This window comes from Aquificaceae bacterium, assembly GCA_037481935.1.
Lineage (GTDB): Bacteria > Aquificota > Aquificia > Aquificales > Aquificaceae > Pampinifervens.
Map to the genome: position 1 here is coordinate 30,172 of JBBFKQ010000009.1, position 16,777 is coordinate 46,948.

Sequence of the window (16,777 nt, forward strand, 5' to 3'; positions counted from 1 at the left end):
TTATTTTACTGATTGGGTTAAAATATACAGCCAAGGAGGTGCAAACCATGGAAAAGAACATGGCAACATGGGATAGGGCCATTAGGATAGTGCTGGGGCTTGTGTTTCTGTATCTTGCCTTTACTAAGGGTGGCGCCTGGTGGATACTGGGTATACTGGGGATAGTGTTCATAGGAACTTCTGTCATAGGCTTCTGCCCCCTTTACAGGGTGGTGGGCATAAAGACAGGTTGAAGGTTCTTGCCATAGATTATGGCAGTAAAAGAATAGGTCTTGCTCTTGGTGATACAGGGCTGGGTATAGCCTTACCCTTAGAGAGCATAGAAAACAAAGGTGAAAAAACCCTTCAGTCAATTGTCAGCAAGGTAAAGGAACACGGCGTATATCTTATTCTCGTAGGCCTTCCCCTCACACCTCTGGGAAAGGAAGGACAGAGAGCGGGGGAGGCAAGAGAATTCTCAGAGAAATTGAAAAGCCTGCTACCGGCAGGTGTGGAGGTGATACTCTGGGACGAAAGATACACCACAAAAGAGGCTTACAGGATGATGGAGGGCTTCAGGCCTGAAAAGAAAAAGAAAATAAAAGACAGTCTGTCTGCTTACGTCATACTTTTAGAGTATATGGAAAGCCTATGAGATACCTGAAATTTTTCTTCCCGGTCCTTATGGTGGCCCTTTTTGTCCTTTACTCCCTTCTGCCAGTGAAGACGGAGGAAAAGACCGTGGAGATAGCCTACGGCACTTCAACAACGGACATAGCCCTTCAGTTCTACAGAGAGGGTCTTTTGAGAAACCCCCTGTCTTTCCTTCTTTTGCACGGTATCTACAAAAAAAGGCTTGAAGCTGGGGAATACGAGTTTAGGGGGCTTGTCTTTCCATGGGATATATACGAGAAGCTCAGCAAAGGTCTTAAAAAGGTCTACAGGATAACTGTGCCAGAAGGGTCTGACCTCTACGACATAGCAGAGCTTCTTGAAGAAAACCGCATATGCGCCTCAGAAGACTTCTTAAAATACGCCATGTCTGAGGAGGTTGCAAGAAAATATGGATTAAAGGCTGGCACCATGGAGGGTTTTTTATTTCCTGATACCTATTTTTTCTCAAAAAATACACACCCGCTCAGGGTAATAGAAGTTATGCATAAAAACTTTCTTAAGAAAACAGAAGGATTGAGGGAAAGGCTCTCAGAAAGAGGTTTAACACTTGAAGAGTGGGTGGCAATAGCCTCCATGATAGAGAAGGAAACCGCAAAACCAGAGGAGAGACCCCTCGTATCTGCAGTAATACACAACAGACTGAAAAAAGGCATGAAGCTACAGATAGACCCTACCGTAATTTATGCACTCAAAAGGAGAAACCTCTGGAACGGGCGTCTGACGCTGAAGGACCTGAAGATTGAAGATGCTTACAACACCTATGTTTACTTTGGTCTTCCGCCCTCACCCATATGCAACCCCGGGCTTGAATCTCTGAAGGCTGCTCTTGAACCCGAAAGGGTTGATTACCTATACTTTGTGGCCGACGGCTTGGGTGGACACCATTTCAGCAGAACCCTTCAGGAACACAACAGAAGAGTGAGGGAATACAGAAGTGCAAGGAGGTAGGTATATATATCTTGCCGGCTTCGGCGTTGAAAAGAGGCTCATACTGGCAGTTGCGAAGAACATAAGAGAAGTGTTCGGCTTCGAAGTCCGCTTTTCTCACCTTACAATCCCACCGAGGCTTGGCTACAATCCTCAGAGGGGACAGTATCACGGTGGCACACTTCTGGGTTTTTTATCAAGGGTTTATTATCGTGATATGCTAAAGCTTATAGCCCTTATCCCCTTTGACGTGTATGAAGAGGGACTGAACTTTATATTTGGCCTTGCCCAGCTGGGAGGAAGTTGTGCTCTGGTGAACACCTTTAGACTTCAGAGCAAGGAAGAAAGACTCTTCTTTGATAGGGTCTTTAAAGAGGTAAACCACGAGCTCGGTCATACCTTTGGTCTGATGCACTGTAAGGACAGGAAATGTGTCATGAGCTTTTCCAATAGTCTGTGGGAGGTTGACGCTAAGAGCAGGTTTTTCTGTGAAAATTGTAGTAAAATACTTCCAAAACCATAAGGAGGTTTGTTATGGCAACCATAACCTACGAAGAAGCTCTTGGGCTCCTGAAGGAACAGATAAAGGGTTTTGAAGCATCGGCAAAGATGGAAGAGGTTGGTGTTGTTTACTACGTGGGTGATGGTGTGGCGAGGGCTTACGGACTTGACAATGTTATGGCTAACGAGCTTGTGGAGTTTGAAGGCGGAACCATGGGCCTGGCCTTTAACCTTGAAGAGGACAACGTGGGTATCATAGTCCTTGGTAGCGAGAGCGGTATAAGGGAAGGTTCTATAGTTAGAAGAACGGGGAGGATACTTGATGCTCCGGTGGGCGAGGGGCTCATAGGTAGAGTTATTGACCCTCTAGGAAATCCCCTTGATGGTAAGGGACCTATAAAGTATGAATACCGCTCTCCTGTGGAGAAGATAGCCCCGGGAGTTGTAAAGAGAAAGTCCGTTCATGAGCCACTCCAGACGGGCATAAAGGCAATAGACGCCATGATACCCATAGGAAGGGGTCAGAGGGAGCTCATCATTGGCGACAGGTCAACGGGAAGAACAACCATATGTATAGACACCATACTTAACCAGAAGGACACGGACGTCTACTGCATATATGTGGCAATTGGTCAGAAAAGGTCAACTACAGCAAGAATCATAGAGCTTCTTGAGAGAAGTGGTGCCATGGAATACACATGCGTGGTAGTGGCATCCGCCACAGACCCAGCTTCACTTCAATACCTTGCTCCCTTTGTGGGATGCACCATTGGGGAGTATTTCAGGGACAACGGCAAGCATGCCCTAATCATCTACGATGACCTTTCCAAGCACGCAGAGGCATACAGACAGCTCTCTCTCCTGATGAGAAGGCCACCTGGAAGGGAGGCATATCCGGGAGACGTCTTCTACCTGCATTCAAGGCTTTTAGAGCGTGCTGCCAAGCTCAACGACGAGATGGGTGCTGGTTCTCTTACTGCCCTTCCAGTTATAGAGACAAAGGCTGGCGACGTGGCAGCATACATTCCCACCAACGTCATATCCATAACAGACGGTCAGATTTACCTTGAGCCAGACCTCTTTAACAAGGGCATAAGACCTGCCATAAACGTGGGTCTTTCTGTTTCAAGGGTTGGAGGTGCAGCTCAGATAAAGGCGATGAAGCAGGTGGCCGGAACACTCAGACTTGACCTCGCTCAGTTTAGAGAGCTTGAGGCTTTCGTTCAATTCGCCTCAGAGCTTGACAAGGCAACCCAGCAGACCATAAACAGAGGTCTCAGGCTTGTGGAGCTTCTCAAACAGGAGCCCTACAGCCCCATACCCGTAGAAAAGCAGATAATAGCCATATACGCAGGCACCAACGGATACCTTGATGACCTTCCGGTCGAATCTGTAAGAAAGTTTGAAAAGGAGCTATACACCTACCTTGACAGAGAGAGAGCAGAGCTTCTCAAGGAGATAAGGGAAAAGAAAGCTCTTGATGACCAGCTCAAGGCAAAAATAGAGGAAGCCCTTAAGGACTTCAAGTCCAAGTTCATTCCTTGAGGGTATACATAGGCTGTAGTGGCTTTTTTTACAGAGACTGGGTGGGAGGGTTCTACCCTCCCCTTTTAAAAAGGGAGGATTACATAAGGTTTTACGCCCAGTATTTTGAAGTGGTTGAGATAAACTCATCCTTCTATGCCTTCCCCAGCAGGGGAACGGTAAGAAGTATGCTTTCAAGAACATCAAGCCTCAGGTTTGCCTTCAAGGCCCACAGAAGCTTTACCCATTTTAAAAACTACACTCAGGATGACGTTAAGAAGTTTCTCCACGCCATAGAGCCTATCTTTGAAGAAGACAGGTTCATAGCCATTCTCTTTCAGTTCCCAGAAAGCTTTGGCTATAGAGAGGAGAATCTTCATTACCTGAGAAGGCTTTCGGAAGATTTCAGAGGTGTGCAGAAGGTCCTTGAGGTCAGAAACAGGAGCTTTAGAAAAGCGGACTTTTACCAACTTGTTGAAGAGCTTGGATTTTCTCTGGTTAACTCTGACGCACCGAAGGGAGGCAGGTTTCTGGTGGGTCCATGGGTTGGTGTGGGTGCCATAAACTACGTGAGACTTCACGGGAGAGACCCTGAACATCTATACGACTACACCTATTCCCTTGATGAGCTTAAGAAGATAAAGGAAAAGGTTAAAAAACTGGGGGAAAGGGACACCTATATCTTCTTCAACAACACAGTAAGGGCTCAGGCGGTGCTCAATGCCCTTCAGCTCAAACTGCTCTTTGGTCTGAGGGTAGAGATACCCAGAAACCTCCAGAGTTCTCTGAGAGAAAGGGAATGGGAGTGATTTTAGTCCTGTCTTGTCAAATTTTTTAACAGGCCTATATTTAATTCTACCATGAGGGAAATAAGCAGGGACGCAAAGGAGCTTTTAGAGAAGGCTCTTCAGGAGCATATGGCCGGGAATATACAGCAGGCAATCGAGTTATATCAGCAGTCCATAGATATTCAGCCTACTGCAGAAGCATACACCTACATGGGCTGGGCCTACAGCATGCTTGGAGAACTTGAGACTGCCATAGACCTGTGCCTGAAGGCTATAGAGATAGACCCGGAGTTTGGAAATCCATACAACGACATAGGTTCATACCTTATGGCTATGGGAAGGCTGGATGAGGCAATCCCGTGGCTCAGAAGAGCCATAATCGCACCAAGGTATGAGCCAAGGCAGTATCCCCATATGAACCTTGCAAGGATTTATCTGATGAAGGGACAGTTTAAGGATGCCCTGCTGGAGGCGGAAAACGCAGTAAGGGTAGCACCAGACTACAGACCAGCCCATGTGCTCAGACACCAGATACTGGCTATGTTAAACTGATAGTATGGCAAAGCAAAGGGGAGAGCTTACAGTGGCCTATAATAAGGAGGCAAAGGCAGAGTATGAAATACTGGAAACCTACGAAGCCGGCATAGTTCTTGAAGGTCCTGAGGTAAAGGCTCTGAGAAACAGGCAGACTGTATCCTTTAAAGACAGTTTTGTGAGGATTCAGGATGGAGAAGCCTGGCTCTACAACCTTTACATAGCCCCTTATCGCTACGCTACCATAAAGCCCCCTGACCCACTGAGAAACAGAAAACTCCTGCTTCACAAAAGGGAAATACTCAGGCTTATGGGAAAGGTAAAGGAAAAGGGCTATACTCTTATACCGCTCAGGATTTACTTCAAGAATGGGAAGGCAAAGGTGGAGATAGCCCTCGCCAGAGGTAAAAAGTCTTACGACAGGAGAGAGGAACTCCGACAGAGAGACCTTGAGAGACAGCTAAGAAGGGAGTTGAAGGAAGGAAAGATAAAGCTATAATATTTATCCCTTCAGGAGGGGTGGCCGAGTGGACGAAGGCGGGTGATTTGAAATCACCAGTGGGTTCACAGCCCACCGGGGGTTCGAATCCCTCCCCCTCCGCCAAGAACAAGCTCTAAGAGTTTCAGAAACTCTCCAGTCTCCACGCCCACATGCTCAGCCACACGTATGCACTGCTCTCCCAGAAGCTCTATCCTTTCCCACAGAGCTTCCCCGTGCAGGTAGTAAAAACCGTCCTTATCCTTCCAGTCATCCACCATCTGAAAGAGCAATCCCACCTTTAGCCCCAGCTCATGGAGTTTCTGGAGAAGGTCTGACCTTTTTGCCACTACACCACCAGCCTTGAAAGAGAAAGAAAAGAGTCTTGCAGTTTTTTTGAGGCTTATCTCTTCCTGAGAGGAAAGTTTTCTTATATCCATCACCTGCCCGCCCACCATACCTTCAAAGCCCGAATCCTTTGCAAGCTCTCTGACCAGGAGCAAAAGCTCACCTTCCCCAAGGCTGTAGAAATTTTCCTTTCTGGATAACACCTCAAAGGCAAGGGTAAGAAGGGCATCTCCTGCCAGAATGGCAAGGTCCTCACCGAAAACCACATGACAGGTAGGTTTACCCCTTCTTACGCTGTCGTTGTCAAGAGCGGGAAGGTCGTCGTGGATAAGGGAGTAGTTGTGAACCATCTCTACAGCACAGCCCACGGTAATGGCATCTTCTATGTTTCCTCCGAGTGCGTCGCAGACTGCACACAGGAAGAGGGGTCTTATGCGTTTCCCTTCCTGAAAGAGGTAATAGGACATGGCTTCGTAAAAAATCAGAGGTTCAAAGGGTCTGAGAAGCTCTCTGAGTCTGCTTTCTATGTTTGCTTTCCAAAGAGCAAGGCTTTTCATCTCAAGCTTTACGGAATAAAATTATAAGAGGTGAATAAGCAATGGAGTGGATAAAAAGCACCGTAAAGAAGATAACTCTTGAACTTATTTACAACATAGTGGATGAAAGAACTTCTGCAATACTGGAGAAGCAGGAAAAGGACAAGCAGGAGCTTCTTGGCCACATTTTCCGCCTTGAGGAGAAGCAGGAAAAGGACAAGCAGGAGCTTTTCACTCTGATAATAAGCGTAAGGGACGAGTTGCTTTCGCAAATCCACAGGATTGAGGAGAAGGAAGAAAGACACTACGAGGAGCTAAAGGCAGAAATAAGACACCTGAACCAGAGGTTTGACACACTTATGAATATGCTGGTGAATTTACTGATTGACAGGAGTAGAGAAAAATAGTTGCTCTCGTAATAATCCCTTCTCAGTGTGTTTCCCTTCTTAAGGTTATGTGAGTGCAAACCTGCCTCTCCCTATCTGCAGGCTTCAGAATATAAGGGCAGTCAGAAAATAGTCAGATACAAGTATCAGCATAGAAGAGGTTACCACACTGTTTGTGGTTGCCCTTCCAACACCTTCTGTGCCACCCTTTGTGTAGTAGCCAAAGTAGCAACTGACTGCAGAGATGATAAAACCAAAAAAGACCGCCTTGTAGAGACCGCCTATAAAGTCATAGAGCTCTGCCAGGTCCTTCATCTTCTCCCAGAAGAGATACTCGTTCACTCCAAAGAGCTTTACCGCCACAAACCACCCCCCGAATATACCCGAAAGGTCCGCAATTACCACCAGCATGGGAACTCCCACAATGCCGGCAAAGAGCCTCGGGGAGATAAGATAGCTCCTTGGGTTTATACCCATCACCTCAAGGGCGTCTATCTGTTCGGTAATTCTCATGGTGCCTATGTTGGCGGTCATTGCAGAACCCACCCTTGCCACCACCATCAGAGAGGCGAGCACAGGTCCCAGCTCTCTTCCCATGGATATGGCAACCACCGCACCTATTAGGAACTCTGCGTTAAAGCGATGAAAGGTGCTGTAGGTCTGAAGGGCTATGACGCCGCCAGAGAAGAGAGAAGTTATAACAACTACTGGCACAGTCTCAGAGGCAAGGTAAGCAAGCTGTTTTATGAAGTGTCTAAGCCTTGGAGGTTTTCTGAAGATAAAGTACAGCCCCCAGAGGGTAAGAAGCGTAGCCCTTCCCACCTCTTCAAAAACTTTTGACATGCTGGAGATACCTCTCAAACCTCTCCTTCAGCTCTTCCATGAAGTCACCACCCAGTTTTTCAAGGAGAGCATCCGCCAGCACTATGGCAAGCATGGCTTCTCCCACCACGGAGGCGGCAGGAACTGCCACCACGTCGCTTCTTTCCTTTCCAGCCTTTACCCCCTCCTTTGTCCCTATGTCCACGCTCCTGAGAGGTTTTGTGAGGGTTGGTATGGGCTTCATGGCACAGCGAACCACAAGGGGCATGCCGTTCGTTATTCCCCCTTCTGTCCCGCCGAGGTTGTTGGTATACCGGAAGTATCCTCTGTCCTCTGACCAACCAATCTCATCGTGAACCTCAGAGCCAAACCTCTCCGCCAGCTCAAAACCACCACCTATTTCCACACCCTTTATAGCCTGTATGCTCATCATAGCCTGTGCTATTCTGCCGTCAAGCCTCTTGTCCCACTGTACGTGGCTTCCAAGGCCAGGTGGCACACCCACCGCAAAGACCTCAAAGATGCCTCCGAGGCTCTCCCCCCTTTCTCTTGCCTTATCAATCAACCTTCTGAAATCCTCATCCTTTGATGGGTCTGGAAAACGCACCTCAGAGCTCTCCGCAAGCTCATGCCTCTTCAGAAGCTCTTCTTCTTTAATCTCCGGCTTTAGCCCCCCTACGCACACCACATAGCTTCCTATCTTTATGCCAAATTCCTCAAGAAACCTCTTGCATACCGCTCCCACCGCAACCCTTGCTGCAGTTTCCCTTGCGGAGGCTCTTTCCAGTATGTTTCTGAGGTCCCTCTGGTTGTATTTTATACCCCCCACAAGGTCTGCATGCCCCGGTCTGGGTCTGGTGAAAGGAACCACGCTCTCCGGAGGCTCACCCTCGTATGCCATCTTTTCAGACCAGTTTTCCCAGTCCCTGTTCCATATGACCATAGATATTGGGCTTCCCAGAGTTTTGCCAAAGCGCAGACCTGAAAGAAACTCAACTCTGTCGCTTTCTATCTTCATCCTCCCACCCCTGCCATAGCCTCTCTGCCTTCTCTGAAGCTCTCTGTTTATGTATTCAGAAGAAAGGGAAAGATTGGCAGGGATGCCCTCAAGAATGCAGACTAACCCCCTACCGTGTGATTCACCTGCAGTCAGAAATCTAATGGGCATCAGCCTCTGACGACAACTGCTTTGACGACCTTACCTGCCTTAAGGCACTTGGCGCATACGTAGACTCTCTTCACAGAGCCATCCGGGAGCACCACTCTTACCCTCTGAAGGTTTGGCTTGAAGGTTCTTGAGTTCTGCTCCGCAGAGAAGGTCACACTCTTACCAAACTTTGTGGTTTTTCCGCAAACATAACAGCTTGCCATAGTAAACCTCCTTTGAAAGGACAATATTATAAACTAAGTGCCAAATTCCCAGGAGGACAGGTATCTGACCTGCTCCTCTGTCAGCCTGTCTATCTCAACGCCCATACTCCTGAGCTTGAGCTCTGCCACCTTTCTATCTATTTCTTCGGGGACTCTGTAAACGTCTCTGTTAAGGTTCTGGTGGTTTTTAAGGATATACTCCGCAGAAAGTGCCTGATTGGCAAAGCTCATGTCCATGACCGACGCCGGATGTCCCTCTGCACTGGCAAGGTTTACAAGCCTGCCCTGGGCAAGAAGGTATACCCTTCTACCGTCCTTGAGAGTGTATTCTTCCACAAAGGGTCTTATTTCCCTCTTGCCCATGCTCAGCTCCTCCAGAGCCTGTATGTCTATTTCCACGTTAAAGTGTCCGGCGTTGGAAACTATGGCTCCGTCCTTCATCTTTTCAAAGTGTTCTTCTCTTATTACAGAGGTGTTGCCCGTCACAGTTACAAAAAAGTCTCCCAGCCTGCAGGCTTCAGACATGGGCATCACCAGAAAGCCATCCATCTTTGCCTCAAGGGCTTTTATGGGGTCCACCTCGCAGACTATGACCGTTGCACCCATGCCCCTCGCCCTCTGGGCTACCCCCTTCCCACACCAGCCGTAGCCTGCCACCACAAAGTAAGAACCTGCGATCAGCCTGTTGGTTGCCCTCATTATGGCGTCTATGGTGGACTGTCCTGTACCATAGCGGTTGTCAAACATGTGCTTTGTGTAGGCATCGTTTACCGCTATTATGGGAAACTCAAGCACTCCCTGCTGAGCCATGGCTCTTAGCCTTATTACACCAGTTGTAGTCTCCTCCATGCCTCCGTAGACCTTCTTTGAAAGCTCTGGAAACTCTCTGTGAAGGGTGGATATAAGGTCTGCACCGTCATCTATAACTATGTGAGGCTCTCTACTTATAACCTCCCGAAGGTGCATGTAATAGGTTTCTGTGTCTTCCCCCTTTATGGCAAAGACGGGGATGTCAAAAAATTTCACGAGAGCTGCGGCCACATCATCCTGGGTGGAAAGTGGGTTTGAGGCAGTCAGATATACTTCCGCTCCACCTTCCCTGAGGGTTATGAGGAGGTTGGCGGTCTCTGTGGTCACATGAAGGCAGGCAGATATGCGGACACCCCTAAAGGGCTTTTCCTCTGAAAAGCTCTCCCTTATGCTCCTGAGAACGGGCATATCTTTCTCCGCCCATTCAATCCTGTTTTTCCCGAGCTCAGCAAGGCTCAGGTCCTTCACATGGTAGTCCATTTTATACCTCCACTCGTATGTTTATAAAGCTCATGTTGTCATCGCCACCCTTCTGCAGAAGCGCTTCTACCATGTTGTCTGGTGGCAACAGGAGCTCTTCTTCTTCCAGAGGCTCCCAGACACCATCTGAGCATATGAGATAGTGTCTGTAATCATACACCTCCTTCGTAAAAACCTCAAAATCTTTAAAGTCTGGGCTTCCTATTATAGCAGATGTGAGAAAGTTCCTTCTGGGGTCGTGCTTTGCTCTCCGAGGGTCAAGGAAGCCAGCTTTGACGAGCTCCTCTGCCTCTGTATGGTCCTGTGTGAGCCTGATGACTCTGTCCACCTCAATACCGTAAACTCTGCAGTCCCCCACGTTGAAGACAAGAGCCTTCTCTTCAAGAATTATTAGCCCGGCCACTGCAGCGCCGAGTCCATAGTAGATAGGGCTCCCCCTTGCAAAGTCTTCAAGCCTGTCCCTCGCAGTTCTCAGGGTGTCAAAAAGCTCGCCCCTGCTCTGCGGTTTCCTTTCCGCAAGCCTTTCAAGAAGCATTTTACTTGCCAACTCCCCACCTCTGTGTCCACCAAGTCCGTCAGCCACGGCAAAGAGTCCACCACCAAAAAAAGAAATGCATTCAACCTCTTCCATAAGCTCTTCCTGAAGGACAAGCCCATCAATGAGCAGGGCATCTTCGTTTTTGGACCTGTATCCCCTGTGTGTAAAATAGCAGACCTTTAGCCTCATCCACTGAGTGGGGGTCCAATTTTGACAAGCCCCAGCTCAGTTATCTCCATAAAGTGGGTTCTGGTATCGTGTCCACACAGCCTGCATCCATCTATGCGGAAGAACCTGACTATCTCTCCTATAGGCTTTCTGTAAAGTTTTGACTGTGCCTGCGAGAGGACTATGTCCTTGGAAAGCACCATGGAGCAATCCACTATGTGGCTTATGGCGTAGCCCCCAGCTGCCTCAGCGGTAAGCTCCTCATGCCCGCTCCTTTTCTGAGAAATAAAGAGGGCAGTCTGATACCACTTTTTCATAAAGTTAAATAGCTGACGCACCACAACCCTTGCCTGCATCTCTCTGGCTTCATAAAGTCCTGTCACAGAATCTATAACCGTATGCTTTACCCTGTAAGTTTTTATCACATGGGCAAGTGTGGCAAGAAGGTCGGGAATGTTTTCTCTGAGCCTGCTGTGACTTGCTGCATCTATGAGGATTATGCGGTCTTCTACCCGCTCAAAATCAATACCCATGGCTTTTGCCCTTTCATTTATACCAGCGATGGTGAAATGCGCTGGTGCCTCCACAGTTATGAAGGCTACCGGCTCTCCTCTGCTTGCCTGCATTACCGTATACTGTTCTGCCATCAGGCTCTTTCCCGTATCGGAGACTCCTGTTATGTTGGTGACCGAGTAGGCAGGTATGCCCCCAAGGGGCTTCTTCACAGGCTTTCCATCATGAAGTTCTGAGGTGAAGAAAAGCTCATCAAGCCCCTCAACGCCCGTGGGCACTCCATAGAGCTTGGGAGCTTTCTTTACAGCCTCACCTGCAACCCAGATGCTTTCTTCCACCACCTCTGGCTTTCTTTCTTCCATTGGACTAAATTTTAACACCATGAAATACTTTATAAAAACCTTTGGATGCCAGATGAACTTCAACGACTCGGAAAGGCTCAGAGGTATCCTGCAGACTATGGGCTACGAGCCGGCCCTGAGCTGGGAAGATGCGGACATAATCCTTATAAACACGTGCACCATAAGGGAAAAGCCAGACCAGAAGGTCTACTCTCACCTCGGAGAATACAGGAAGATAAAGGAGAAAAACCCAAAAGCTCTTATAGGCGTGTGCGGATGCCTTGCCCAGAGGATGGGGGAGGAGCTAGTGCAGAAGGCTCCTGTGGTGGACTTGATGTTCTCCAGCTTCAACATGCATCAGCTACCAGAGCTCATCCAGCAGGCACAGGCTGGATACAGAGCCATAGCTATTCTGGAAAATCCCCCAGAGGACGAGGACAGGCTCTGGGAATATGATACAGTCAGAGATAACCAGTTCTGTGCATATGTGACTGTGATGAAGGGGTGCGATAAGAACTGCACCTACTGCGTTGTGCCAAAGACAAGAGGAAGACAGAGGTCAAGGAGTCTGGATAGCATTCTTTTAGAAGTCAGCTCCTTGGTGAAAGATGGAGTGAAAGAAATTCACCTTCTTGGTCAGAACGTGACCGCCTGGGGTCAAGACCTTGGAGTTCCCTTTGAGGAGCTCCTCTACAGGGTGGCAGAGGTGCCGGGCGTTGAAAGAATAAGGTTTACCACTGGACATCCAAAAGACCTGAAAGAAAACATAGCAAGAGCCATGGGAGAAATCCCACAGGTGTGCGAGCACATACACCTGCCTGTGCAGGCGGGCTCCACAAGGATTCTCAAGCTCATGGACAGAGGCTACACGAAGGAAGAATACCTTGAAAAAATTGACATGCTCAAGCATTATGTAAAGGGTATAACCTTTTCCACCGATATCATAGTGGGATTTCCCACAGAAACTGAAGAGGACTTTGAAGAGACCCTTGATGTGCTGGAAAAGGTAAGGTTTGAACAGGTTTTCTCCTTCAAATACTCTCCAAGGCCTGACACTCCAGCATACTCCATGAAAGGACAGGTATCCGATGAGATAAAAACTCAGAGGATGTCAAGGCTTCTGGAGCTTCAGAAAAGGATACTTTCTGATATTGCAAAATCCTATGAGGGGACAGAGCAGGAAGTGCTTATTGAAGGCTACGAGGATGGCAGACTAACAGGGAGAACAAGAACCAACAGGTGGGCTACTCTACCGGGTTCTGAGGAGATTCTCGGAAAGACCGTAAAGGTCAGAGTCATAAGTTCAAGGCCCTTCAGCATGGAATGTGAGCCTGTGGAGGTAATAGGATAGGCACAAGGTATGGCAAGGTCAGACCTCAACGCCTGCATAAGCCAGCTTGCAAGGACTCTGGAATACATGTATAAATGGGACAATCTCCGAAGATATACTCAGGCTGGTGAAGAAAAGGGTGGGCTGAGCTGGATAAGAAGCTTAGAGGAAGCCAGAGCAGAGATAAACAGTCTCTTCAGGAGATACCCGAGCCTGAAGAAGAAATTGCCCGAATACTTGTCAATTGCATGGAAAGATGCGGTGGACAGAATAGGAATATGGCTAAGGGACATAGATAGAGATGACCTCATAGCTATTATTCCTGAAAAAGGCCCTTACACTTATGAGGAGACGATGACAAGAGACCTGAGGAAGGAAATAAGGCACAAAGGCTAAAGTGGATGTGGAAAACTGAACTAACTGAGGTTGCTGTAGAGAGGCGTGAAGAATAAATTTATAAATGGAGGTCTGCCATGATTGAGATGGTGGTGCATGGAGTTACCCTTGACCCTGTATCTCAGATGCCCATAGTGGTGCTGAAGGCAAAAGATAACGAGGAGGTTTTGCTTCCCATATGGATTGGTATATTTGAGGCGGACAGCATAGTGCGTCAGCTTCAGAATGTGGAACCTCCAAGGCCAATGACTTACGAGCTTACCAAGAATATAATTGAGAACATGGGAGCAAGGCTGGAAAAGGTGGTAATAAACGACCTGAAAGACAGCACATACTACGCAGAGCTTCATCTCATACAGGGTAACAACCTAATAGTTATAGACTCAAGGCCAAGCGACGCCATAAACCTTGCCCTCAGGTTTGATGCTCCATTGTTTGTGGAGGAGGAAGTGCTGGAAAAATCCAAAGTGCCAAAGCCTGAGGAGGAAGAGGAAAAGGAAAAACTCAAAGAATGGCTTGAGAACATAAAACCCGAAGACTTTGAGAAGGGGCTAAGCTGAGATAGCTCTCTTCAGACACTCTACCATGAGCTCTCTTGGGGGGCTTCCCACGTCTACGATGGGCTCCACACCTACAAGCCCATCCTTCTTCAGGTTTTCGTATAACAGCCTGTAGACCCTTTCAAGACCCTCCTGAAAGCTCAGACCTTCTCTAAAGATGTAAAGCTCCATATCCTCCCGGTAGCCCATGAGGTCGTAGGTCTGAAGGTTTTCTATTCTTTCATCAAAGCCCACAGCATAAGCCATACCATGCTCTATTGCCAGCTTTGCAGGTGCATACTCAGAAGCGTAGCATTCCATATCAACCGGGTTCAGGGGTTTATCTTCTGGCAGAGCCACCACATAGACCGCAGATACACTTTCCCTGCTCCCTTCCCGGTAGTATCCAGTAAGCTCTATGTAGTAAACCCATGACCTCATATTCTACCTAAAAGATAGTTCCAGAGGAAAAGAATGGGAGGAAATATGACCCTTCCCAGCACGCCCGTGAAGAGAAGAAGAGTTATTATAAGAAAGCCATACATTTCAAACCTGTAAAAGAGCTCCCAGTATCTTACGGAGAAAAAGCTCATAACTGCCCTGCTCCCATCAAGAGGTGGTATGGGTATGGCGTTAAAAAAGGCAAGCACAAGGTTTATGAGGACCGCATGAGCGGAGAAAAGGGCAAGGGGAATAAGAACCGCATCACCCATAAAGTTTAGATAACCATCCCTTATCAACCTGTAGAGAAGGGCAAAGACAAGAGCCAGCCAGATGTTCATCACAATGCCCGCTATGGAGACAAAGAAGGTTCCCACTCTCAGGTCTCTGAACCTGAGGGGGTTTATGGGAACTGGCTTTGCCCAGCCGAAGAGTATGGGCGAGCCTATGAGCATGAGCATGCCGGGGAGGATTATGGTGCCAAGAAGGTCTATATGAGGTATGGGGTTAAGGGTAAGCCTGCCAAACTCCTTGGCGGTTGGGTCCCCCATCCTGTAGGCAACCCAACCATGAGCGTATTCATGGAGTATAACCGCCATCATAAGTGCTGGCAGAGCCACCACTGCAGTCTGTAAGTCCATCAATACTTCCTCTCCGCTGGCTGGTGGTGGGTTATTTTTACTTCCATGTAGTCTATCTTCAGCTCATCGCCCTCCTGCCACACAAGGGTGTGCTTTAGAAAGTTCTCATCGTCCCTTTCAGGATAGTCCTCTCTGTAGTGCCCGCCCCGTGACTCTCTTCTTTGAAGGGCACAATAGGCAACTGCCCTCCCGAGGTGAAGCATGTTTCTGAGTTCAAGGAGTTCTATAAGATTTGTGTTGAAAACTTTGCTTTTATCAACCACTGGAATCCTTTCCCAGCGTTCAAGAAGCTCGGAAAGCTCCTCGTAGGCAGAGGTCAGAGACTTCTCATCCCTGAATATACCCATCTTCCCCCAGGTAACCTCACCCATCCTTTTTCTCACATCCGCAAGCCTCTCATAGCCCTCCCTTTTCATAAGGTTTTCTATGAACTCCCTGCCCTTTGACTCTTCACCGGGCGATAGTTCAGGGAAATCTACCTGCCTTGCGTACTCTCTTGCGGATATTCCGCAGAACTTGCCAAAGACAAGAAGCTCTATAAGGGAATTGCCGCCCAGCCTGTTGGCACCGTGCACTGACACACAGGCGCATTCACCCACTGCATATAGCCCCTCAAGGGGTGTAGAAGAGGTCATGTAGTTCTCCACGTGAATTCCACCCATGCAGTAGTGGGCGGTAGGTCTTATGGGCACAGGGTCGTAAACTGGGTCCACACCCTCAAAGTCTATGGCAAGCTGACGCACCTGAGGAAGCCTCTCCTTAATCTTTTCCTCTCCGAGGTGCCTCAGGTCAAGGAGCACATAGGCAGAGGTGCCTTCTCCAAAACCTCTTCCCTCCTTTATCTCATACTCAATCGCCCTCGAGACCATATCCCTTGGAGCAAGCTCCATCTTTTCCGGAGCATACCTTGCCATAAAGCGTTCACCCAGTTTGTTTATGAGATATCCACCCTCTCCTCTACAGGCCTCTGAAAGAAGTATGCCAGTTTTTGCAAGACCTGTGGGGTGGAACTGGATAAACTCTATGTCCTTTAGCGGCATACCGTTGAGCAGGGCAACCGCCACACCATCTCCCGTGTTGCCTATGGCGTTGGTGCTCCTCTGCCAGTATATGCGTGCAAAGCCTCCTGTGGCAAGGACCACAGCCTTGGCTCTTAAGTTCACCACCTCTCCGTTCTTTATATCATAAAGGGAAACACCCTTTACCCTCTGCCCGTTGTGGATAAGGTCAAGAAGGAAAAACTCATTAAAGAAGTCTATGTTCTCCCTTGCAAGAGCCTGTTCAAAGAGGGTATGCAGAAGCACATGCCCAGTTCTGTCTGCAGAGTATACAGTTCTGGGAAAGGAAGCTCCACCGAAGGGTCTCTGGGCAATCCTGCCATCCTCCATCCTTGAAAAGGGAACACCCCAGCGGTCAAGCTCGTAGACCACATCCGGGGCATTTCTGCACATAAAGTAGACAGCATCCTGGTCTGCGAGGAAGTCTGAGCCCTTTATAGTGTCAAAGGCGTGGGCTTCCGGACTGTCCTGAGGGATTGCATTGCCAAGAGCTGCGTTCAGCCCTCCCTGTGCTGCGCCCGTATGGGAGCGCGTGGGGTAGACCTTGGAGACTACAGCAACCCTTATGGAGGGGTCTCTTGCACACTCTATGGCAGTGCGAAGCCCGGCTCCGCCTGCACCAACAACAACAACATGGTAGCTTCTCATGGCTT

22 protein-coding genes and 1 tRNA gene are annotated in these 16,777 nt (G+C 48.4%); 13 read left to right on the forward strand and 10 right to left on the reverse strand.

Annotated features, from left to right (window positions below; translation table 11 throughout):
- The first annotated feature begins 47 nt into the window (after positions 1–47).
- From WHS43_08270 to WHS43_08310, 9 genes are all read left to right on the forward strand, one after another.
- Positions 48–233, forward strand: a complete 186-nt coding sequence (locus tag WHS43_08270; protein MEJ5339632.1) for a DUF2892 domain-containing protein — start codon at positions 48–50, stop codon at positions 231–233.
- A complete protein-coding gene (gene ruvX, locus WHS43_08275; GenBank protein ID MEJ5339633.1) occupies positions 230–634 on the forward strand; it encodes a Holliday junction resolvase RuvX in 405 nt (134 codons plus the stop codon). The genes WHS43_08270 and ruvX overlap by 4 nt, the downstream gene beginning before the upstream one ends.
- Positions 631–1,602 (forward strand): endolytic transglycosylase MltG, encoded by a 972-nt coding sequence (gene mltG / locus WHS43_08280; protein MEJ5339634.1) that lies wholly within the window; start codon positions 631–633, stop codon positions 1,600–1,602. The genes ruvX and mltG overlap by 4 nt, the downstream gene beginning before the upstream one ends.
- Positions 1,589–2,104, forward strand: a complete 516-nt coding sequence (locus tag WHS43_08285) for an archaemetzincin family Zn-dependent metalloprotease (GenBank protein ID MEJ5339635.1) — start codon at positions 1,589–1,591, stop codon at positions 2,102–2,104. The genes mltG and WHS43_08285 overlap by 14 nt, the downstream gene beginning before the upstream one ends.
- 11 nt (positions 2,105–2,115) lie before the next feature.
- Positions 2,116–3,627 (forward strand): F0F1 ATP synthase subunit alpha, encoded by a 1,512-nt coding sequence (gene atpA / locus WHS43_08290; protein ID MEJ5339636.1) that lies wholly within the window; start codon positions 2,116–2,118, stop codon positions 3,625–3,627.
- Positions 3,624–4,415 (forward strand): DUF72 domain-containing protein, encoded by a 792-nt coding sequence (locus WHS43_08295; protein ID MEJ5339637.1) that lies wholly within the window; start codon positions 3,624–3,626, stop codon positions 4,413–4,415. Before atpA ends, WHS43_08295 begins: the two co-directional genes overlap by 4 nt.
- 51 nt (positions 4,416–4,466) lie before the next feature.
- Complete coding sequence (locus WHS43_08300; protein ID MEJ5339638.1) at positions 4,467–4,946, forward strand: tetratricopeptide repeat protein; 480 nt, start codon at positions 4,467–4,469, stop codon at positions 4,944–4,946.
- A 4-nt stretch (positions 4,947–4,950) separates the two neighbouring features.
- Positions 4,951–5,427, forward strand: coding sequence for an SsrA-binding protein SmpB (gene smpB, locus WHS43_08305; GenBank protein MEJ5339639.1), 477 nt, complete (start codon positions 4,951–4,953; stop codon positions 5,425–5,427).
- Between the two features lie 14 nt (positions 5,428–5,441).
- A tRNA-Ser gene (locus WHS43_08310) sits at positions 5,442–5,532 on the forward strand.
- On the opposite strand, the gene WHS43_08315 is transcribed toward WHS43_08310, so the two are convergent.
- Positions 5,493–6,311, reverse strand: a complete 819-nt coding sequence (locus WHS43_08315) for a polyprenyl synthetase family protein (GenBank protein MEJ5339640.1) — start codon at positions 6,309–6,311, stop codon at positions 5,493–5,495. The two genes, WHS43_08310 and WHS43_08315, sit on opposite strands and share 40 nt — an antisense overlap.
- A gap of 41 nt (positions 6,312–6,352) precedes the next feature.
- On the opposite strand from WHS43_08315, the gene WHS43_08320 reads away from it, so the two are divergent.
- Positions 6,353–6,697 (forward strand): hypothetical protein, encoded by a 345-nt coding sequence (locus tag WHS43_08320; protein ID MEJ5339641.1) that lies wholly within the window; start codon positions 6,353–6,355, stop codon positions 6,695–6,697.
- A gap of 84 nt (positions 6,698–6,781) precedes the next feature.
- Here WHS43_08320 and WHS43_08325 read toward each other — a convergent pair whose 3' ends face one another.
- Genes WHS43_08325 through WHS43_08350 form a run of 6 tightly spaced genes read right to left on the reverse strand, consistent with a single transcriptional unit; the run spans position 6,782 to position 11,740 of the window.
- The gene (locus WHS43_08325) at positions 6,782–7,519 is read right to left on the reverse strand and encodes an MlaE family lipid ABC transporter permease subunit (GenBank protein ID MEJ5339642.1); all 738 of its coding nucleotides are present in this window, start codon (positions 7,517–7,519) and stop codon (positions 6,782–6,784) included.
- Positions 7,503–8,666, reverse strand: coding sequence for a chorismate synthase (gene aroC / locus WHS43_08330; GenBank protein MEJ5339643.1), 1,164 nt, complete (start codon positions 8,664–8,666; stop codon positions 7,503–7,505). The genes WHS43_08325 and aroC overlap by 17 nt, the downstream gene beginning before the upstream one ends.
- On the reverse strand, positions 8,666–8,869 hold the full coding sequence (gene rpmB, locus WHS43_08335; GenBank protein ID MEJ5339644.1) for a 50S ribosomal protein L28: 204 nt from the start codon (positions 8,867–8,869) through the stop codon (positions 8,666–8,668). The genes aroC and rpmB overlap by 1 nt, the downstream gene beginning before the upstream one ends.
- A gap of 33 nt (positions 8,870–8,902) precedes the next feature.
- A complete protein-coding gene (gene ahcY, locus WHS43_08340) occupies positions 8,903–10,159 on the reverse strand; it encodes an adenosylhomocysteinase (protein ID MEJ5339645.1) in 1,257 nt (418 codons plus the stop codon).
- Between the two features lies 1 nt (position 10,160).
- A complete protein-coding gene (locus WHS43_08345; protein ID MEJ5339646.1) occupies positions 10,161–10,886 on the reverse strand; it encodes a PP2C family serine/threonine-protein phosphatase in 726 nt (241 codons plus the stop codon).
- Positions 10,883–11,740: a KaiC domain-containing protein gene (locus WHS43_08350; protein MEJ5339647.1), complete on the reverse strand. Its 858-nt coding sequence runs from the start codon at positions 11,738–11,740 to the stop codon at positions 10,883–10,885. Before WHS43_08350 ends, WHS43_08345 begins: the two co-directional genes overlap by 4 nt.
- Positions 11,741–11,759: 19 nt before the next feature.
- Between WHS43_08350 and miaB the strand changes: the two genes are divergently transcribed.
- The 3 genes from miaB (at position 11,760) to WHS43_08365 (ending at position 14,005) form a co-directional block, all read left to right on the forward strand.
- Complete coding sequence (miaB, locus tag WHS43_08355) at positions 11,760–13,070, forward strand: tRNA (N6-isopentenyl adenosine(37)-C2)-methylthiotransferase MiaB (protein MEJ5339648.1); 1,311 nt, start codon at positions 11,760–11,762, stop codon at positions 13,068–13,070.
- A gap of 9 nt (positions 13,071–13,079) precedes the next feature.
- Positions 13,080–13,445: a DUF29 family protein gene (locus tag WHS43_08360; GenBank protein MEJ5339649.1), complete on the forward strand. Its 366-nt coding sequence runs from the start codon at positions 13,080–13,082 to the stop codon at positions 13,443–13,445.
- Positions 13,446–13,522: 77 nt separating this feature from the next.
- Complete coding sequence (locus WHS43_08365) at positions 13,523–14,005, forward strand: bifunctional nuclease family protein (GenBank protein ID MEJ5339650.1); 483 nt, start codon at positions 13,523–13,525, stop codon at positions 14,003–14,005.
- On the opposite strand, the gene WHS43_08370 is transcribed toward WHS43_08365, so the two are convergent.
- Genes WHS43_08370 through WHS43_08380 form a run of 3 tightly spaced genes read right to left on the reverse strand, consistent with a single transcriptional unit; the run spans position 13,997 to position 16,772 of the window.
- Positions 13,997–14,425 (reverse strand): hypothetical protein, encoded by a 429-nt coding sequence (locus WHS43_08370; protein ID MEJ5339651.1) that lies wholly within the window; start codon positions 14,423–14,425, stop codon positions 13,997–13,999. The two genes, WHS43_08365 and WHS43_08370, sit on opposite strands and share 9 nt — an antisense overlap.
- The gene (locus WHS43_08375) at positions 14,422–15,066 is read right to left on the reverse strand and encodes a site-2 protease family protein (GenBank protein MEJ5339652.1); all 645 of its coding nucleotides are present in this window, start codon (positions 15,064–15,066) and stop codon (positions 14,422–14,424) included. Before WHS43_08375 ends, WHS43_08370 begins: the two co-directional genes overlap by 4 nt.
- Entirely contained in the window at positions 15,066–16,772 is a 1,707-nt protein-coding gene (locus WHS43_08380) for an FAD-dependent oxidoreductase (GenBank protein ID MEJ5339653.1), read from the reverse strand. The genes WHS43_08375 and WHS43_08380 overlap by 1 nt, the downstream gene beginning before the upstream one ends.
- Positions 16,773–16,777: the final 5 nt, after the last annotated feature.